The sequence below is a fragment of the Dechloromonas aromatica RCB genome (assembly GCF_000012425.1).
Genome location: NC_007298.1, coordinates 1262914 through 1280490, shown reverse-complemented (window position 1 = coordinate 1280490; position 17577 = coordinate 1262914). Strand labels below are relative to the sequence as shown.

The window sequence follows — 17577 nt, the reverse complement described above, 5'->3', positions numbered from 1 at the left end:
AAGGCAAGCCGCCGGGCAAGCTTTGGTCGGCCCGGGTGACAAGACACGCAGTTGCCCGCCTTCAGCAAACCACTTGCTCGATATCAGCTAGACTGGATGCACCAACCGCCCCATTGCCTTGGAGTCACACGTTGAATCGCTTTTTCGTATGCCTGTTCGCGCTGTCCACCTGGGCGGGCTGTGTTATCGCCGATGGCGAAGGCCCGACACCGCTCGGCATCTGGCGCGTCATCGGCGACAAGAGCGGTGAGGTTGAAGCGCTGGTTCGCATATCCGAACGCAACGGAGTTTACGAAGGGCGAATTACGACCGTCTTTCCTCGCCCCGATGTTAATCCGGAGGCCCGTTGTGAACTGTGTCCGGGCGCACGGAAGGATCAACCGATAAAAGGTCTGATCATATTGACCGGCTTGCGGCGCGTCGGTACTGATTTCAAGGATGGGGAAATCCTTGATCCCGATAGCGGCGATCTTTATCGATGCAACCTGCAGGTCTCCGACGACAACCGGAAATTGTTCGTGCGCGGCTTTGTCGGATTTTCCCTGTTTGGACGTACCCAAACCTGGCTACGAGAATAATCTGCATTTTTTCCTGACAGGATTTTGCAAGCTTCAGTGAGTAACCATACGGATTTGGCTGATCATAAATGCAAGTGCAACCGACCTCTTCCCTTCCCTTGGCGTTGTTTCACGGCCTTCTTTCCTCCCCGCAGGAATTTGGCCTGATCACCCATTGGTTGCGAAACAACGGCGTGACCCACCTTGCACCGACCGTCCCGGGCTACACGCTGGCGGTCGATGAGCAATCGCCCGATTGGCGAAAGTGGCAGAGTGCGGCGGTAGATATCGTTGACACCTTCGGCAACGGCGACGAACCGATCATCCTGGGTGGCTTGTGCATGGGCGGTGTCCTTGCCGCCGCCGCAGCACTGAAAACCCGTCGCAAAATCGCTGGCCTGATCCTGATGTCGCCAACGTTTGACTACGATGGCTGGGGCTTGTCTCCGACTCGCCATTTGCGTCACTTTGGCTATTGGACGGGACTGGACCGCTTCTTTTCGGTGACCGAACGCGAGCCCTATGGCGTCAAGAGCCCGAAAATTCGTAAATGGGTGATTCGCGAAATGGCCGAACGCGCCAGCTCGGCCGTCGGTCCGTCGCGCATTCCGCTGCGGGCCTTGCGTGAAGGTGAGCGAATGATGGCCCATGTGCGCGCCCATCTGGCCGACATCGATTGCCCCGTGCTGATCATGCACGCCAGAGAAGATGAAATCACCACGCTGGCCAGCGTGCAGCGATTGTTTGATGCGCTCCCCCAGCACGACAAGGAACTTGCAGTGCTTGAAAACAGCTACCACATGATCACGATCGACAATGATCGTCACGAGGTTTCCAGACTCGTGGAACGCTTCATGAAAAGGGTTAGCACCGAATACCTAGCTTCGAATTTCCCTGTCGCTGCCTGACGGGAAAATTCTGCCACCGGCTCAAGTCGCTCATTGAGCCAACCGAGTCCCACCCAATTGCTACGAGGTCACCATGAACACACTTGAAGAACTCAAACAACTGATCAAAAGCTCATTCGGAATCGAGCCCGAGACACTGAAGGCCGATGCGCCGCTTGCCGACTACGGTCTTGACTCCCTTTCCCTCGCCGAGTTGCTGTTTGCCATCGAGGAACATTTCAACCTGGACTTTCCGGATGACCGGGCTGACGTCAAGACGCTCGCAGGTCTTGCAGCGTTGATTGACGAACTCAAGCTGGCCGCCATCGCATGAAACGACGCGTCGTCATCACGGGTCTCGGACTTGTTTCGCCTCTCGGCGACACACCGGATCAAGTGTTCGAGAGCGTGATGTCTGGCCGCTCGGCCGTTGAACTCTGGTCTGACGACGAAATCGATCCCCCGGCCGTCGTGGCGAGAAGCCCCTTCGATGTTAGCCGCTGGTTCAATCGTCTTCAGCTTGCCGGCGTTGATCGGGTTAGCCAGCTGGCTGTCGCCGCAGCCGAAATGGCCAGAGCGGATGCCGGTCTCGCGGCGCTCGACGAGAACAGTGGCGTCTATGTCGGAAGCGGCATGGGCGGTGCAGCGGCAATAGAAAAGGCTTTCAACAACCATCTCGAATCCGGACGCGTCCCGCCGCTGACCGTACCGGCCTTCATGCCCAATGCACCGGCCGCCCATGTGGCAATGCGGGCAGGCATCCACGGACCGGTATTTACCTATTCGATCGCCTGCGCCTCGTCAGCTGTGGCCATTTCCGAAGCCGCCAAGGCAGTTTCCCGGGGCGAGATCGATTATGCGTTGGCCGGTGGCAGCGAAGCCCTGCTCGTGCCCAGTGTCATTCGTGCCTGGCAAGCCCTGCAAACGCTGGCCTCTCCCACTGGCGACGATCCCTCGAAAGCCTGTCAGCCGTTTAGCAAAGACCGCTCCGGTCTGGTCCTTGGCGAAGGCTCCGCCTTTCTGGTCATTGAATCGCTGGACTCCGCCCTGGCACGGGGAGCGAGAATCTACGCCGAACTGGCTGGCAGCGGCATCTCTTGTGATGCAACCCACCTGACCAAGCCCGATGCGGCCGGACAGGTTCGGGCGCTCCATGCCGCCTTGCGCGACAGCGGCCTTTCTCCGACCGAGATCGGCTACTGCAATGCCCACGGTACGGCCACCCTGGTCGGCGATGTCATCGAGTGCGAGGCGCTTCGGCAAGTCTGGGGGAACGATATCGACCAACTGGCCGTCAGCTCGACCAAATCGATGCACGGCCATCTGCTCGGCGCCGCCGGTGCACTCGAAGCCGTCATTACGACCCTGGCGGTTGCGCGGGGCGCCTTGCCACCGAACATGAACATGACGGAACAGGACCCGGCTTGCGGCATTCGCGTCGTTACCGAACCCGGCACGCCAGCCCCCGACCTGAAAGCGGCCATCAGCAACTCGTTCGCCTTCGGCGGAACGAACGCCGTTCTGGTATTCCGCCGAATAGATTGAAACACGACGACCGAGCCCTGATGATGAAAAGGCTACTTGCTGTTTTTGTCTTGGCGCTAGCGCTGGCACCCCTCGCCGTTGCCGAGGCCCAGCCGGATGCCCAGGCAGCTGGCTGGACGGGCGCCGTGGGCGCCGGGCCGATTGTCTTTCCACACTACAGCGGCGGGAAAGCCACCCAGGCATGGCTGATTCCCCTCATCTCGGCCGAATACAACGACATCCTGTACATCGAACCGCTTCGTGCCGGCGTCTATTTCTGGGGAAGCGAAGATCGAAAAATGGGGCTAGGCTTGGCGATAGAACCACGTTTCGGCTACAAGGCCGGAGATGGGGCCAGGCTGGTCGGAATGAACACGCGAGGCAAAAGTATCGAAGGCGGCCCGGCTTTCGACTGGGATCTGGGCTTTGTCTCACTAAGCGCTTCGCTATTCACCGACCTGACCAATTCCAGCCGCGGAGAATCAGCGCGACTCTATGCGTATCGTCAAATCGTCAAAAACGAAACCTGGAAAATAGGTGCATTCGTCGGTATCGACAGAATGAGCAGTCGTGTCAGCAACTATTTTTTCGGCGTCAATGAGCTTGAGGCGAGTCCCGATCGGCCTGCATTTCACACAGGCAGCGCAACCAATGCGACCGCCGGGTTCGATGGCCGCTACCGACTGGACAAGGATTATTCAGTCCTCTTTGGTCTCCAGCAAACGCGACTGGGTCATGAAGTTGCCCATAGTCCGATCGTGGAAACCCGTCAGGCAACCGTTGCCTGGCTGGGTATCGCCTGGAATCTCTGATCTACGCTACCTGACAAGGCGCCACCTAGTCACGGGTGTTATTGGCGAGAAAGCGATGGATTTGGCGCTTTTTCAATTCCTCCTCCAGCGCCACCTTCACCCGGGAGATAACGCTGCCCCAAGTGCCTGATGCCTCCTGGCGAAAAAGACGCATCACCCCTGGATACCAGGGAGAGTCAGAGCGATCGCTTAACCATCGCCAGTCGGTTTTGTAGTCGGGCAACATCACCCACACCGGTTTACCAAGTGCGCCAGCAAGATGGGCAACGGCAGTATCTACCGTGATCAGCAGATCCAGATTCATCACAATGGCCGCCGTATCCGAAAAATCGGCAAGCCTCGACCCCAGATCAAGCACGGGAAAAGATGCGGACGAATGCGCGACTTCGTTTTCACCGGCGCCTTTTTGCAGGCTGAAGAAACGTACGCCAGATACCTCACCCAAAGGGGCAAGATCAAGAAATGAACCGAGCGAACGCTCGGCGTCATTCTCAAAGCGAGGATTCCCCTTCCAGACCAGTCCGACCCGAAGCGCATCTCCACCATCTGCCATCAGCGATGCCCAGTACCTGGTCTTGTCCGGATCGGCGCTCAGATAGGGCAAGTTGGCGGGAATCGATTCAAGACGAGTCTGACAAAAAAATGGCAAGCTCAAGGGCGGCGACCAGCAATCCCAGGCGCGATCCGGATAGGGGTCACCCACTGCAATGGCCTCATCTATGCCGTCAAAGTGATCAAACAGATTTTTCAGGGCAGGATGGCAAAGCACGGAAACCCTTGCGGCACCGCGCTCTTTCAGTTGCCGGGCGTAGCGGCAGAACTGAATCATGTCACCGTGCCCGGCCTCCAGACTAATCAGAAACGACTTGCCGGCAAGAGGCTCCCCCTGCCAACGCGGAATGCCCAAATGTTTGTCCAGCGCTTGATACCAGTCTCGTGATTCCAGACAAAGCCAGCCCTCGGCGTAGCGCCCCTGGCGCAACAGCAGGTAAGCCAGGTTGAACGAGGCATTCCGGTAGTCAGGTGCCAGCGCCATCGCCGTGCGATAACACTGCTCTGACTCTGCTTCCCGTTTCACACAAGCCAATAGCACGCCCAGATTGGACCAGGCCATGTACGACTCGGGATTCACGGCCAATGCCTCCCGGTAGGTGTTTTCCGCTTCGGCAAAACGCCTTTGGGAGGCCAGCATGGCGCCAAGATTGATGTGTATCTGACTTAGCCCAGGAGCCAATTCAAGTGCCCGGCGGTAGCTCGCTTCCGCCTCCTGGGTACGACCGTCGCTTTCAAGCAGCAGTCCCAGATTGGCGTGTGCTTCGCCCAGCTCCGGCGCCTCAGCGATTGCCGCCCGAAAAGCTCGCTCCGATTTTTCAACATCCCCCAGTCCCATCAGCCGGGTGCCTTCGTAGAACAAATCCTCAGCGGACAAGGAAGGGGCAGTCATTGGCCGATGTTCGTGCGGCAATTCCCGATCGCCGATACCCTGGCCGAAAAGTCACTCATGGCCTCAGGAAATCCCGATACATCGCCTCGGCCCAGACGACATCTTCACCGCCCGGATTGGGGTTGCGCGTCTGCTTGACCTGTTGCAGCAGGAAGCCATCGCCGCGCTGGCGGTAGCTGGTCTCGATCAGTGTTTGTTCGTCTGGCTCGACATTGCTCAGAACGTGGCAAACGCTCTCCGGCAACAAGGGAGGAAATTCGCGACCGGTGGCCTGCGTGGCGATCTGTTGGGCCACGGCCAGCCCCATTCGGTTGGCGACGTGCCCGGTTTTGGGATAGAGCCCGAAGGCCGGCGACACCATGCCGCTCGAGTCGCCAATGATGAACACCCGTTCGTCAGCCGGGCTGCGGAAATCAATCGCGCCCTGTGCGGCCCAGCCACTCGGCCGCCCGCCTTCTTCGTTGCGGATCAGCCCGGCCTGCCAGATCAGGTCGGCCGCCTGCTGCGGAGGGCAAAGCAGGGCTGCATCGAAATGGATATCGTCAATTTCGGTACTCACCGTCTGGCGCGCCGGATCGATTTGGTGAATCTTCGCGTGGTCGAAATAGGTAACCTGATCCTTGAAGCGATCGAGCAAAATCGATCGGAAGGCCGGCATGATCGGATTCGGATCGACGATGATCAATTTGCCTGGAATTTTCCGGGTCTTCAGCCACCAGGCAAGCAGCATCGCCCGCTCGTAAGGCGCCGGCGGGCAGCGATAAGGGGCCGGGGGAATGCTCATCAGCAGGTCACCGCCCTTGAAGCTGGCCAGCCGCTGCTTCAAGGCCGGCAGATCGGCACCGTTCACCATGGCGCCGCCATGGCGATAGCACAGTTCGGCGATCATTGCCGGATCCTCAAGCTGCCAGGCCGCATAGTTCTCCCGGATACCCGGCGCAATAACCAGCCAGTCATAGGACAGCCGCTCATTGCCGGCGATCACGATGCCCGCCGAGCGATCGATGCTGCTCACCTCCGCCTGTAGGAAGCGGTAACCCCAACGTGCGGCAAGCGTCGCGTAGTCATGACGTTCCGGCCCCTGTGCCGCCGCGTCGACCAGCCAGCGATTGCTCAGGGCGAAAGAAACGAAGGCCGGCTGGCGGTCGATCAGCACGACTTCGAGATCGGGCGCCAGGGCGCGCAGGTGGCGGGCGGCCGACAATCCGCCCCAGCCGCCACCGACCACGACGACGCGGCGATTCGCTGCCCGAGTGCTGCCGACCAGCGGCATCAGCCCGGCAGCAAACAGAAACTGGCGACGGGTGGTCTTCATTGGTAGCGCAAGGCCTCTATCGGGTCGAGGCGCGCCGCCTTGCGGGCCGGATACCAGCCGAAGAAGATGCCGACCGTTGCTGCCACGGCAAACGCGACCAGCGCTGCACTGCCGGAGATGACGATCACCATGCCGGTAAAGGCATTGATGCCCAGGGCAATCCCGAGCCCCAGCACCAGCCCGAGCAGACAGCCGGCAAAGGAGATCATCACCGCCTCGAGCAGGAATTGACTGAGGATGTCCTTCTGGCGCGCCCCGATGGCCATGCGAATGCCGATTTCCCGTGTCCGTTCGGTCACCGAGACCAGCATGATGTTCATGATGCCGATCCCGCCAACGAGCAGCGAAATCGAAGCAATCGCACCAAGCAGAATGGACATGGTCCGCGTGGTCGCTGCCTCGGACTCGGCCGCAGCAGAGAGATTGCGCATGAAAAAGTCATCCGGCATGCCTTCGCGCAAGCGGTGGCGCTGGCGAAGCAGCGCCGTCATGCCGGATTCGACCTTGGCCATCGCATCGGCGGATTCCGCCTGCACCATGATCATCCGCACCGAACCGAGGAAAGGCGTACCAAACACCTTGCGCTGCGCGGTGGTCAGCGGAATGATCACCGTATCATCCTGATCGCGCCCATCCAGGTTTTGGCCCTTACTACCCAGTACGCCGATCACGATGAACGGATTCTGCTGGATGCGCATGGTCTTGCCCACCGGGTCGTCAGCCCCGAACAGATTCTCGGCCACCGTCTTGCCGATGATCGCCACCCGCGTTGAGGAGCGGACGTCCGAATCCCCGAAGCCGGCACCATTGACGATGCTCCATGCCCGCGCCTCGAGATAGGAAGGCGTCGTGCCGACCACCGTCGAACTCCAGTTTTGCGAGCCATAGACCAGTTGCCGCGTGCCCTGATGGGTCGGCGCCACATTGGTCACCCCATCCAGTTCGGAGATTGCATCGGCATCGGCCACATTCAGCGTTGGCCCGCCGGCCGAACCGCTGCGCACGCCGGAAGTGGTAAAGGAGCCGGAGAGCACGATGTAGAGATTCGACCCCATGGTGCTGATCGTCTGCTGCACGGCGTACTGGGCGCCCTGCCCGATGGCCATCATGATGACCACGGCACCGACGCCGATCACCATGCCGAGCATGGTCAGCGCCGTGCGCAGGCGGTTGGCCCCCATCGCCAGCCAGGCTTCGCCGAGCATGGCTTTCAGCATGGCAGCCCCTGCCTTTCCGTCAGGTGATCGCTGACGACCTGCCCGTCGAGAAACTTGACCTGCCGCTTGGCATGCTCGGCAATATCCTGTTCGTGGGTGACCAGCACGATGGTGATGCCTTCACGATTCAGCTCATCGAACAGCTTCATGATTTCTTCGCTGGTATGGCTGTCCAGATTGCCAGTTGGCTCATCCGCCAGAATCAGGCGCGGTTCGTTGACCAGCGCCCGGGCAATCGCCACGCGCTGCTGCTGGCCACCGGAAATCCGGTTCGGCAGCGAATCGGCATACTGGCTCAGACCGACCTTGCCGAGCAGTTCACGCGCCTTGGCTCGCCGTGTTTCCTTATCGAAACCGGCATAGACCAGCGGCAGGGCAACGTTGTCCTGCAGACTCATGCGCGGCAACAGGTTGAACCCCTGAAAGACGAAACCCAGCGTCCGGTTACGCAAGATGGCCAGCGCATCCTTGTCCATGTGCGCGACATTTTCACCGGCCAGGAAATAGTCGCCGACGGTCGGGGTATCAAGACAGCCGAGCAGGTTCATGAATGTCGACTTGCCTGAGCCGGACGGCCCCATGATGGCCAGGTATTCGCCTGGCTGGATCGCGAGGTCGACACCCTTCAGGGCCGGAAACAGCCCGGCCGCTGTTTCATATGACTTGCCCAGGCCGACGACCCGGATGACTGCGTCCGTCATCAGAACATCCGCATGCCGACGCTGGACGGCGGCTTGACACCGTTGGTGTTTTCACCGGTGACCACGCGGTCGCCTTCCTTGAGATCGCCACCGATCACTTCGGTGCTGCGATTGTCGGTAATACCCAGCTGAATACTGACCGGCTTGATTTCATTACCCGACAGCACGTAAACCGTTCCGCTCTGACCATCCCGTTTCTTGCCCTTGCCAGGCCCCTGTCCCTTCGCCGCGGAGGCATCGGAACCGCCCCCAGCACTTGGCACGCCACCGTTCGAGGCCGGTTTCTGAGCATTTCCCGCTTTCTTGTCAGGCGCATCGGCCGGCTTGAAGCGCAGGGCGGCATTCGGCACTAACAGCGCGCCTTCGCGCTTCTGCACGCCGATATTGACGTAGGCCGTCATGCCCGGCAGCAGCGTCAGATCGGGGTTATCCACCCGGATACGAACGTTGTAGGTGACCACGTTCTGCTGATTGGTCGGGTTCAGGCGGATTTGCTGCACCTCGCCGTGGAAATTTCGATTGGGGAAAGCATCAACCGTAAAACGAACCGGCAATTTCTCCTTGATATTACCGATGTCTGCCTCGGCGAAGCTGGTATCAATCGCCATCTTGGAAAGATCCTGGGCGATCTGGATCAGCACCGGGGTCTGGAAGCTGGCGGCCACCGTCTGGCCAATATCGACCAGCCTTGCCACGACCACGCCGGACACCGGGGAGGTAATGACCGAATAACCCAGGTTAACCTGATCCTTATCCGCTGCCGCTTTGGCCTGAACCAGCTGAGCCTGGGCCGATTTCAAGCCTTGCAGCGCCACATCGTAATCCTGCCGGGAGACATATTCCTTGGCCAGCAAGGATTTCATCCGGGCTTCGTTTGCCTTGGCCAGATCAAGCGAGGACTGCAAGTTAACGACGTTCGCCTGGCTTTGCCGCACGATCGTCTGCAACAGCGACTGATCGAGCTCGACCAGCTTTTGCCCGGCGCTGACCTTGTCATTGAAATCGACGTAAAGTTTCTTCACCGTCCCGGAAACCTGCGTACCCACATTCACCAAAACGAGCGGATTCAGGGTTCCATTGGCAGAAACCGTCTGCGTCACATCCCCCTTCTCGATGTTGGTCAGCTTGTAACGCTGCTCAGGATTCTGGGCGGAGCGCTGCTGGGAATACCAGATGCCGCCGCCAGCCACGGCCACCGCCACGGCCCCCCCAATCAGAATCTTCCCGATATGTTTCATGGTCTTCCTTCCGCTGCCGGTTGCAGCAGCGTGTAATCAAGTGCGCCCATGGCCTGGGCCAGCGTGGCGCGATAAACATTCCAGTCCAGTTGTGCCTGGATGCGCTGCAGACGTGCACTGGCCAGCGCACTTTGCGCCGACAGCAAGTCGAGTACCGTGCCGACACCGGCCTTGTAGCGGCCGAGCGCAACCTGCGCCGACTGCTCGGCACTGGCCACCAGGTCAGCCGTCGTCTTCAGGCTTTGGGTTGCGGTCGTCAGGCTTTGGTAGGCCTTCCAGACGTCAAGCGCGATCTGGTTCCGGATCCGGTCGCGCTGGGCGGTCCGGACATCGGCCTGCGCCGACGCCGAGCGCACCCGATAGGTGGTATCGAAGCCGGAAAAGATCGGAACGCTCAAGGTCAGCCCGACGCTGCCGCCCTGCGTGATCACGCCAGCCGAATCCTGCCAGCTTGGCCCTGCCCCCAGCGAAATGGTCGGCCGCCCCTGGGCGCGGGCCAGATCGATACTGGCCTCGGCAGCCTTGAGCTGGGCCTCGGCGGCCCGCAAGTCCGGTCGCCGCGTCTGGGCCTCGGCAATCAGCGCATCAACTTCCTTCTGAAAAACCACCCCGGTTGGCGCCGCCGGCAATTCTGCCAGGACGATCCTTAGCTGCGCCTCAAAACCCAGCGCATTGGCCAGCGTGCCCAAGGCATTGCGGGCATCCCCTTCGGCCCGAATACGGTTCAGCGTGGCCTGTGAAAAAGCCGTCTGCGCCTGCAAACGGTCAGCCGGCGTCGCCACGCCAACACCATAGCGAGCATCGGCCGCCTGATAGCTCTCGCGCGCCGAACGCTCGGCCTCAAGGGCAGAAACCACCGCCGCCTGCGTCGCCTGCGCCGAGTAATAGCCCTGCAATGCGGCCAGGAACAAGCTCTGCACGGTCGCATCCTGAGTGGCCGCAGCGGCGTTCAACAGTTGCTGTGCATTCTCGACATTGGCTGAACGCTGGCCGAAATCATAGAGCAGCCAGGAGAGGGTCAGCGCCGCCGTATTCCGGGTATAGGCGCTGTTTTCATATTCGAAACGGGTTGAACCCGCAGTCCCGGTGAGCGTCGGCAACCAACCCGCCTTCGCCACGCCAAGCAGTGCCGCCTGCGCCCGGGCAGCAGCCCAGACTTCCCGCGTCTGCGGGTGATTGCACAGGGCCAGATCGACGGCATCGACGGCCGTCAGCGCACCGGCCGGCAATGCCGTTGCGCACGCCGCCTCGCCGACCCGAGCCGACAACGCTGGCGATGGCTTGAGCGGCACCATGGCATCGGTAGCGAACGGATCATTGAGCCCGCCGGCCCATGCTGACAGACAGCTGGCGCTCAACAGGAAAAAGCAAGGTAAAAATCGCATGGGCGGAAGTTTAGCCTCACCGTGCAAAATCAGTCGTTACAGTTTGTTTCAGACTTTAAATCAAGGCACCGGAGCAACACCATCACCGGCGCTCAAAGGATGCCGGGCAAGCGCTGACGCAATGCGGTAAAATGTTGCCCCATCATGCTATATCCCCTGATCCGCAAATTCTTCTTCTCCCTCGACGCTGAAACCGCCCACGGTATCGGCATGAAGGGCATCGATCTGATGAACGCCGCCGGCCTGGCCTGCGCCGTCGCCAAGCCAGTCGCCGCCTGCCCGGTCGAAGTCATGGGCCTCAAATTCCCCAATCCGGTCGGCCTGGCCGCCGGTCTGGACAAGAACGGCGATCACATCGATGGCCTGGCCAAGCTCGGCTTCGGCTTCATCGAAATCGGCACGATCACGCCGCGCCCGCAGGATGGCAACCCGAAGCCGCGCCTGTTCCGCATCCCGGAAGCGCAAGGCATCATCAACCGGATGGGCTTCAACAACGCCGGCGTCGACAAATTGCTGGAAAACGTCCGCGCCGCCGAATTCCCGAAAAAGGGCGGCATCCTCGGCATCAACATCGGCAAGAACGCGACGACGCCGATCGAGAAGGCCGCCGACGATTACCTGATCTGCCTCGACAAGGTCTACAACGACGCCAGCTACGTGACGGTCAATATCTCGTCGCCGAACACCAAGAACCTGCGCGAATTGCAGAAGGATGAGGCGCTCGATGACCTGCTGGCACAACTGAAAGCAAAACAGCTGCAACTGGCCGAGCAATACGGCAAGTACGTGCCGATGGCTCTGAAGATCGCTCCCGATCTCGACGACGAGCAGATCACCGCCATCGCCGATGCGCTGCGCCGCCATCGCTTCGATGCGGTGATCGCCACCAACACCACGCTGTCGCGCGAAGGCGTCGAAGGCATGCCGAATGCCACAGAAACAGGCGGCCTGTCGGGCAAGCCGGTCTTCGAGAAATCAACAGCCGTGCAGAAAAAACTATCGATCGCCCTCGCCGGCGAACTTCCGATCATCGGTGTCGGCGGCATCATGGGCGGTGAGGATGCGGCCGAGAAAATCCGCGCCGGCGCAAGCCTGGTGCAGTTCTACAGCGGTTTCATCTACCGTGGCCCGGATCTGGTCAGCGAGGTAGCAGAAACACTGGCCCACGTCATGCGGAAATCCGTATAAGCCCATTCGATCCACGCGGTTGTTTGCACTGCAACAAAGCCCGATAATTCGCACCTCAAGCTGGTTAAAACTATGAGCCACTATATATTCATCCTCATCGGCACGGTGCTGGTCAACAATGTGGTGTTGGTCAGAATTCTCGGCCTTTGCCCCTTCATGGGCGTGTCCAAAAAGCTGGAAACAGCCTACGGCATGGGTGCCGCCACGACGTTCGTGCTCACCGTGGGCACGGGGGCCAGCTGGATCATCGACCACTACCTGCTGATGCCGTTTGACCTGATGTATCTGCGCATCATCGCCTTCATCGTCACCATCGCCGCCTTTGTCCAGCTGACCGAACTGGTCATCCAGAAGACCAGTCCGATGCTGCATCAGACGCTCGGCATCTACCTGCCACTGATCACCACCAACTGCGCCGTACTCGGTGTGCCCTTGCTGGCGCTCGGCGCCAAGTACGATTTCGTCGAATCACTGCTCTTCGGTGCCGGCAGCTCCGTCGGCTTCTCGCTCGCCCTGATCCTTTTTGCCGGCCTGCGCGAACGTATCGAGGGCGCCGACGTCCCGACCTATTTCAAGGGCACCGCCATCGCCCTCGTCACCGGCGGCTTGATGTCGCTGGCCTTCATGGGCTTCGCCGGACTGGATAAATACCAATGATCAGCGCCCTAGCCATCATGGCCCTCGGGGCCATCATTCTCGGTGCCGCCCTTGGCTTTGCCTCGATCAAATTCAAGGTCCATGGCAATCCGCTGGTCGAAAAAATCGAAGGCCTGCTGCCTCAGACCCAGTGCGGTCAATGCGGATTCCCCGGCTGCCATCCCTACGCCGAAGCCATCGCCAAGGGCGAGGCCGACATCAATCTTTGCCCTCCCGGTGGCGAAGAAGGTGTCCGCAAGCTGGCTGATCTGCTCGGGCGTGAAGTCAAGGCGCTGAACGCCGAAGAAAAACCAAAACAAGTGGCGGTCATCGACGAAAACACCTGCATCGGCTGCACGCTGTGCATCCAGGCCTGCCCCGTCGATGCCATCGTCGGCGCGGCCAAGCAGCTGCACATCATCATCGCCCAGCAATGTACCGGCTGTGAACTCTGCCTGCCGCCCTGCCCGGTCGAATGCATTGCCATGGCCACCATCCCGGAAACCGTGGATAACTGGAAATGGAAATACCCGGTTACCGAGATCAGGAAAGCTGCCTGATGCTGCAATTATTCAAGTTCAAGGGTGGCGTCAAACCAGCCACCAACAAGGTTCAGTCCGTCACCTTGCCGATTGCCACGGCACCGCTGCCCTCCCGCCTGGCCGTTCCTCTGCATCAGAGCATTGGTGGCACGCCGCGTCCCATCGTCGAGGTGGGTGACAAGGTACTCAAGGGCCAGAAAATCGGTGAAGCCGATGGCTGGATTTCCGCGGCTGTCCATGCCCCGACTTCCGGCACGGTGATCGAGGTCGGCCTCTATCCGGCCGCCCATCCGTCCGGCCTGACGGCGGCGACCGTGGTTATTGAACCGGATGGCGAGGATCGCTGGATCGACCGCCAGCCGGTCGATTACGCCTCACTGGAACCCGAAGCCGTGCGCGAACTGCTGCGCGAGGCCGGCATTGTCGGTCTGGGCGGTGCCGTTTTCCCGACCCACGGCAAGCTGACTGCCTCGAAAACCGTTCCCATGGAGGAAATGGTCATCAACGGGGCCGAATGTGAGCCCTATATCACCTGCGACGACCTGCTGATGCGCGAACGCGCCGAGGAAGTCGTGCGTGGCGCCGGCGTTTTCCGCGACCTGCTGCGGCCGAAGAAGGTGCTGATCGGCATCGAGGACAACAAGCCGGAAGCCGCAGCCGCCATGACGGCGGCCATCAAGGCGCTGGGCGAAGCGTTCAAGGAATTCGAAGTCGTCGTCGTCCCGACCCGTTACCCGGCCGGTGGCGCCAAGCAGCTGATCCGCGTGCTGACTGGCAAGGAAGTGCCGGCCTCCAAGCGTTCGACTGATCTCGGCGTCCAGTGCTTCAACGTCGCCACCGCCTACACGGCCTGGCGCGCCCTGGCCCATGGCGAACCGGTCATCTCCCGGCTGGTCACGATCACCGGCAATGTCGGCGAACCGCGCAACTGGGAAGTGCTGATCGGTACGCCGATGGACGAACTGCTCCGTATCGGCCAGCCCAAACCGGATACCGATGGCATCATCATGGGTGGCCCGATGATGGGCTTCCTGGTGCCTGACACCAAGGCGCCGGTGGTCAAGGCAACCAATTGCCTGATCGCCCATTCGCCAACGCTGTTCCCGCCCAAACCGCCCGAGATGCCGTGCATCCGCTGCGGCGAATGCGCCCGGGCCTGCCCGCACGAACTGCAGCCTTTCGAAATGTACTGGTTCTCCCGCGCCAAGAATTTCGGCAAGACCCAGGAATACGCCATCTTCGACTGCATCGAATGCGGTTGCTGCTCGTTCGTCTGCCCCTCACGCATCCCGCTCGTCCAGTATTTCCGTTTTGCCAAGAGTGAAATCTGGGCCCGCGAACGGGAAAGCCAGGCGGCCGAAGGTGCCAAGAACCGTTTCGAATTCAAGCAACTGCGCGAAGAGCGGGAAAAAGCCGAGAAAGCCGAAAAGCTGGCCAAGGCAGCCGCTGCCCAGGCCGCCAAAAAGGCGGCTGAAGCCCTTGCCGCAGCCAATGCGCCTGAAACGACCGTCGCTGAGCCGGCTCCTGACGCCTCTAGCGCCGCGGATGCTGCAAAAAGGGCAACCATCGAAGCCGCCATGGAACGGGCTAAAGCCCAGCGCGCCGCAGCCCAACCGAAAAATGTCGATCACTTGCCCCCTGCTGTCGAGCAGGACATTGCCGAAATCGATGCGCGCCAGAACCAGGCCGTTATGGCCAATGCAGCCCCGGACGGCGAGAAGAACAGCTAAATCATGGAATTCAACACCTCCCCCTACCTGCTCAAGGAAGCTTCTGTCCAGCGGGTCATGCTCAAGGTCCTGCTGGCCCTGCTGCCGGGCATTGCGGCTTACGTCTGGCTATTCGGCCCGGCTATCCTGATTCATCTCGCCTTGACTACGATCACGGCGCTTGTTGGCGAAGCGCTCATGCTCAAAGTGCGTCGCCGTCCGCTCGGCCTCTTTCTGCCCGATCTCTCGGCGGTAGTGACTGCCTGGCTGATTACGCTGACCTTCCCACCGCTGGTTCCCTGGTGGTTGACGGTGACAGCGACCCTGTTCGCCATCGTTATCGCCAAACAACTTTACGGCGGCCTCGGGCAAAACCCGTTCAACCCGGCAATGATTGCCTTTGCCGTATCCATTGTTTCCTTCCCGGCGCTGATGTCGCAATGGCCCGGTACCGAAGGCCATTTTTCCAGCCAACTGCAAGTCATTTTTGGTCTTGCCCCCCGGCTTGACGGCCTCACCTCGGCAACACCACTGGACGCCATGAAGACGGCGCTGATGCTGGCCGGAGACTCGCATTCCACATCTGTTTCCAGCATCCTGGCCAACCCGGAGGTTTTTGGTCTGGTTGCCGGTCGTGGCTGGGAATGGGTTGCCCTCGCCTACCTGCTCGGCGGCGTGTGGCTGATTCAGCAGCGCGTCATTACCTGGCACATGCCAACCGCCTTCATCGCTGGCATGGTCGTCATCTCAGGCGCTCTCTGGCTCTGGCAACCGGCCACTTATGCCAGCCCACTGTTCCACCTGCTCAGTGGCGGCAGCATGCTCGGTGCCTTCTTCATCGTCACCGACCCGGTTACCGGCGCGACAACGCCGCGCGGCAAGCTACTCTTCGCCGCCGGTATCGGCCTGCTCGCCTACCTGATCCGTGTCTTCGGCGGCTATCCCGATGGCGTTGCATTCGCCGTACTGCTTTTCAATATCTGCGTACCGTTGATCGACATGTACACCCAGCCTCCCGTATTCGGCATGAAGGACCAGTGACATGGTGACGTTCAAGGAACCCACTGCCACTGGCATGGCCACGCGCACGTCGGTCATTCTGGTACTGTTCGTCGCCGCTTTTACTGCCGCCTTGGCGATTGTCTACAACATGACCAAGCCAGCGATCGATGCCTCGGCCGCTGAAGAAAAGATGCGGACGATCAACGAGGTCTTGCCGAACGATCTGTACGACAACGAATTACTGGCTGATACCCTGACCCTGCCGGCCACCCCGGAGCTGGGTCAGGAGGACGAATCCACCATCTATCGGGCACGTCTCAAGGGCGAGCCTTCCACGTTGGTGCTGGAAGCCGTCGCCCCGGATGGTTATGCCGGCAAGATTCGCATGCTGCTGGCCATTCGCGCCAATGGTGAAGTCGCTGGTGTTCGTGTCACGCTGCACAAGGAAACCCCGGGACTGGGTGACTATATCGAACCCAAGAAGGACAAGAACAAGACCCGGCCATGGATTACCCAGTTCAACGGCCTGTCCATCGAAAAGATGCCGACCGCCAACGAATGGAAGGTCAAGAAGGATGGGGGACACTTCGACTCCATCGCCGGTGCCACCGTCACGCCGCGCGCCGTGACCAAGGCCGTGTACAAAGCCGTAAAGTTCGCCACCGAAAACCGCGAACGCCTGTTCGCGCCGAAGAGCGCCAAGGAGTAGAGCCATGTTGATCACGCTCAGCGAAATCAAGCAGATTTCCCTCAACGGAGTCTGGAAGCAGAACAGCAGCCTGGTCCAGATTCTCGGCATGTGTCCGCTGCTGGCCATTACGACCACGCTGGTCAATGGCGTCATGCTGTCCTTCGCCACGCTGCTGGTCATGGCCTTCTCCAATTTCTTCGTCGCCTGCCTGCGCAATTTCATTCCCTACGAAATTCGCATCCCGGTGTTCATCCTTGTCGCTGCAGCCGTCGTCACCGTCATCGACCTCGGCATGAACGCCTACATGCACGACCTGTACTTGATCCTCGGCATCTTCATTCCGCTGATCATCACCAATTGCCTGGTGCTGGGTCGCATCGAAGCCTTTGCCGCCAAAAACAGCCCGCTCGGCTCGGCCCTTGACGGCGCGATGATGGGCGTTGGCATGATCTGGACCCTGGGCCTGCTCGGCGGTATCCGCGAGTTCATCGGAGCTGGCACCGTGCTCGGTGGTATCGAGCTGGTCATTCCCGGCACCTCGGCACTGCAGATCCTGCCGGCCGACTACCCGGGTTTCCTGGTCGCCATTCTTCCCCCCGGCGCCTTTATCTGCCTGGGTTGCCTGGTTGCCTGGAAGAATTGGGTTGAAGCCCGCGCCGCCCAGCGAGCCCAGTTGCCTCCCCCCGCCCCCGTTGCTGCCGGCGGCTGCCACTAATCACCCAGCGCAGC

At 60.5% G+C, this 17577-nt stretch carries 18 protein-coding genes; 12 read left to right on the top strand and 6 right to left on the bottom strand.

Annotated features, from left to right (window positions below):
• Window positions 1-131: 131 nt before the first annotated feature.
• The 5 genes from DARO_RS06120 to DARO_RS06100 all read left to right on the top strand — a co-directional run bounded on the left by DARO_RS06120 (window position 132) and on the right by DARO_RS06100 (window position 3780).
• On the top strand, window positions 132-578 hold the full coding sequence (locus DARO_RS06120) for a DUF2147 domain-containing protein (RefSeq protein WP_011286940.1): 447 nt from the start codon (window positions 132-134) through the stop codon (window positions 576-578).
• Window positions 579-646: 68 nt separating this feature from the next.
• The gene (locus DARO_RS21585) at window positions 647-1465 is read left to right on the top strand and encodes an alpha/beta fold hydrolase (protein ID WP_011286939.1); all 819 of its coding nucleotides are present in this window, start codon (window positions 647-649) and stop codon (window positions 1463-1465) included.
• Window positions 1466-1538: 73 nt separating this feature from the next.
• The gene (locus DARO_RS06110) at window positions 1539-1778 is read left to right on the top strand and encodes an acyl carrier protein (protein WP_011286938.1); all 240 of its coding nucleotides are present in this window, start codon (window positions 1539-1541) and stop codon (window positions 1776-1778) included.
• Window positions 1775-2989, top strand: a complete 1215-nt coding sequence (locus DARO_RS06105) for a beta-ketoacyl-[acyl-carrier-protein] synthase family protein (RefSeq protein ID WP_011286937.1) — start codon at window positions 1775-1777, stop codon at window positions 2987-2989. Before DARO_RS06110 ends, DARO_RS06105 begins: the two co-directional genes overlap by 4 nt.
• Complete coding sequence (locus DARO_RS06100) at window positions 2986-3780, top strand: MipA/OmpV family protein (RefSeq protein ID WP_041224242.1); 795 nt, start codon at window positions 2986-2988, stop codon at window positions 3778-3780. The genes DARO_RS06105 and DARO_RS06100 overlap by 4 nt, the downstream gene beginning before the upstream one ends.
• Before the next feature lie 25 nt (window positions 3781-3805).
• Here the strand turns inward: DARO_RS06100 and DARO_RS06095 are convergent, their stop codons facing one another.
• The 6 genes from DARO_RS06095 to DARO_RS06070 are packed head-to-tail and all read right to left on the bottom strand — an operon-like array spanning window position 3806 to window position 11053.
• A complete protein-coding gene (locus DARO_RS06095; RefSeq protein ID WP_011286935.1) occupies window positions 3806-5224 on the bottom strand; it encodes a tetratricopeptide repeat protein in 1419 nt (472 codons plus the stop codon).
• A gap of 55 nt (window positions 5225-5279) precedes the next feature.
• Window positions 5280-6539, bottom strand: coding sequence for an FAD-dependent oxidoreductase (locus tag DARO_RS06090; RefSeq protein WP_011286934.1), 1260 nt, complete (start codon window positions 6537-6539; stop codon window positions 5280-5282).
• Window positions 6536-7756, bottom strand: a complete 1221-nt coding sequence (locus tag DARO_RS06085; RefSeq protein ID WP_011286933.1) for an ABC transporter permease — start codon at window positions 7754-7756, stop codon at window positions 6536-6538. The genes DARO_RS06090 and DARO_RS06085 overlap by 4 nt, the downstream gene beginning before the upstream one ends.
• Window positions 7750-8457, bottom strand: coding sequence for an ABC transporter ATP-binding protein (locus DARO_RS06080; RefSeq protein WP_011286932.1), 708 nt, complete (start codon window positions 8455-8457; stop codon window positions 7750-7752). The genes DARO_RS06085 and DARO_RS06080 overlap by 7 nt, the downstream gene beginning before the upstream one ends.
• A complete protein-coding gene (locus tag DARO_RS06075) occupies window positions 8457-9695 on the bottom strand; it encodes an efflux RND transporter periplasmic adaptor subunit (RefSeq protein WP_011286931.1) in 1239 nt (412 codons plus the stop codon). Before DARO_RS06075 ends, DARO_RS06080 begins: the two co-directional genes overlap by 1 nt.
• On the bottom strand, window positions 9692-11053 hold the full coding sequence (locus DARO_RS06070; protein ID WP_497463032.1) for a TolC family protein: 1362 nt from the start codon (window positions 11051-11053) through the stop codon (window positions 9692-9694). Before DARO_RS06070 ends, DARO_RS06075 begins: the two co-directional genes overlap by 4 nt.
• A gap of 171 nt (window positions 11054-11224) precedes the next feature.
• Here DARO_RS06070 and DARO_RS06065 point away from each other — a divergent pair, with 171 nt between their 5' ends.
• From DARO_RS06065 to DARO_RS06035, 7 genes are all read left to right on the top strand, one after another.
• Entirely contained in the window at window positions 11225-12268 is a 1044-nt protein-coding gene (locus tag DARO_RS06065; protein ID WP_011286929.1) for a quinone-dependent dihydroorotate dehydrogenase, read from the top strand.
• A gap of 72 nt (window positions 12269-12340) precedes the next feature.
• Complete coding sequence (gene rsxA, locus DARO_RS06060; RefSeq protein ID WP_011286928.1) at window positions 12341-12925, top strand: electron transport complex subunit RsxA; 585 nt, start codon at window positions 12341-12343, stop codon at window positions 12923-12925.
• Window positions 12922-13464 (top strand): electron transport complex subunit RsxB, encoded by a 543-nt coding sequence (gene rsxB / locus DARO_RS06055; RefSeq protein ID WP_011286927.1) that lies wholly within the window; start codon window positions 12922-12924, stop codon window positions 13462-13464. Before rsxA ends, rsxB begins: the two co-directional genes overlap by 4 nt.
• The gene (gene rsxC, locus DARO_RS06050) at window positions 13464-15176 is read left to right on the top strand and encodes an electron transport complex subunit RsxC (protein WP_011286926.1); all 1713 of its coding nucleotides are present in this window, start codon (window positions 13464-13466) and stop codon (window positions 15174-15176) included. The genes rsxB and rsxC overlap by 1 nt, the downstream gene beginning before the upstream one ends.
• A gap of 3 nt (window positions 15177-15179) precedes the next feature.
• Entirely contained in the window at window positions 15180-16196 is a 1017-nt protein-coding gene (locus DARO_RS06045) for an RnfABCDGE type electron transport complex subunit D (protein ID WP_011286925.1), read from the top strand.
• 1 nt (window position 16197) lies between these two features.
• On the top strand, window positions 16198-16866 hold the full coding sequence (rsxG, locus tag DARO_RS06040) for an electron transport complex subunit RsxG (protein WP_011286924.1): 669 nt from the start codon (window positions 16198-16200) through the stop codon (window positions 16864-16866).
• Window positions 16867-16870: 4 nt separating this feature from the next.
• A complete protein-coding gene (locus DARO_RS06035; RefSeq protein ID WP_011286923.1) occupies window positions 16871-17563 on the top strand; it encodes an electron transport complex subunit E in 693 nt (230 codons plus the stop codon).
• The last annotated feature ends 14 nt before the right edge of the window (window positions 17564-17577 follow it).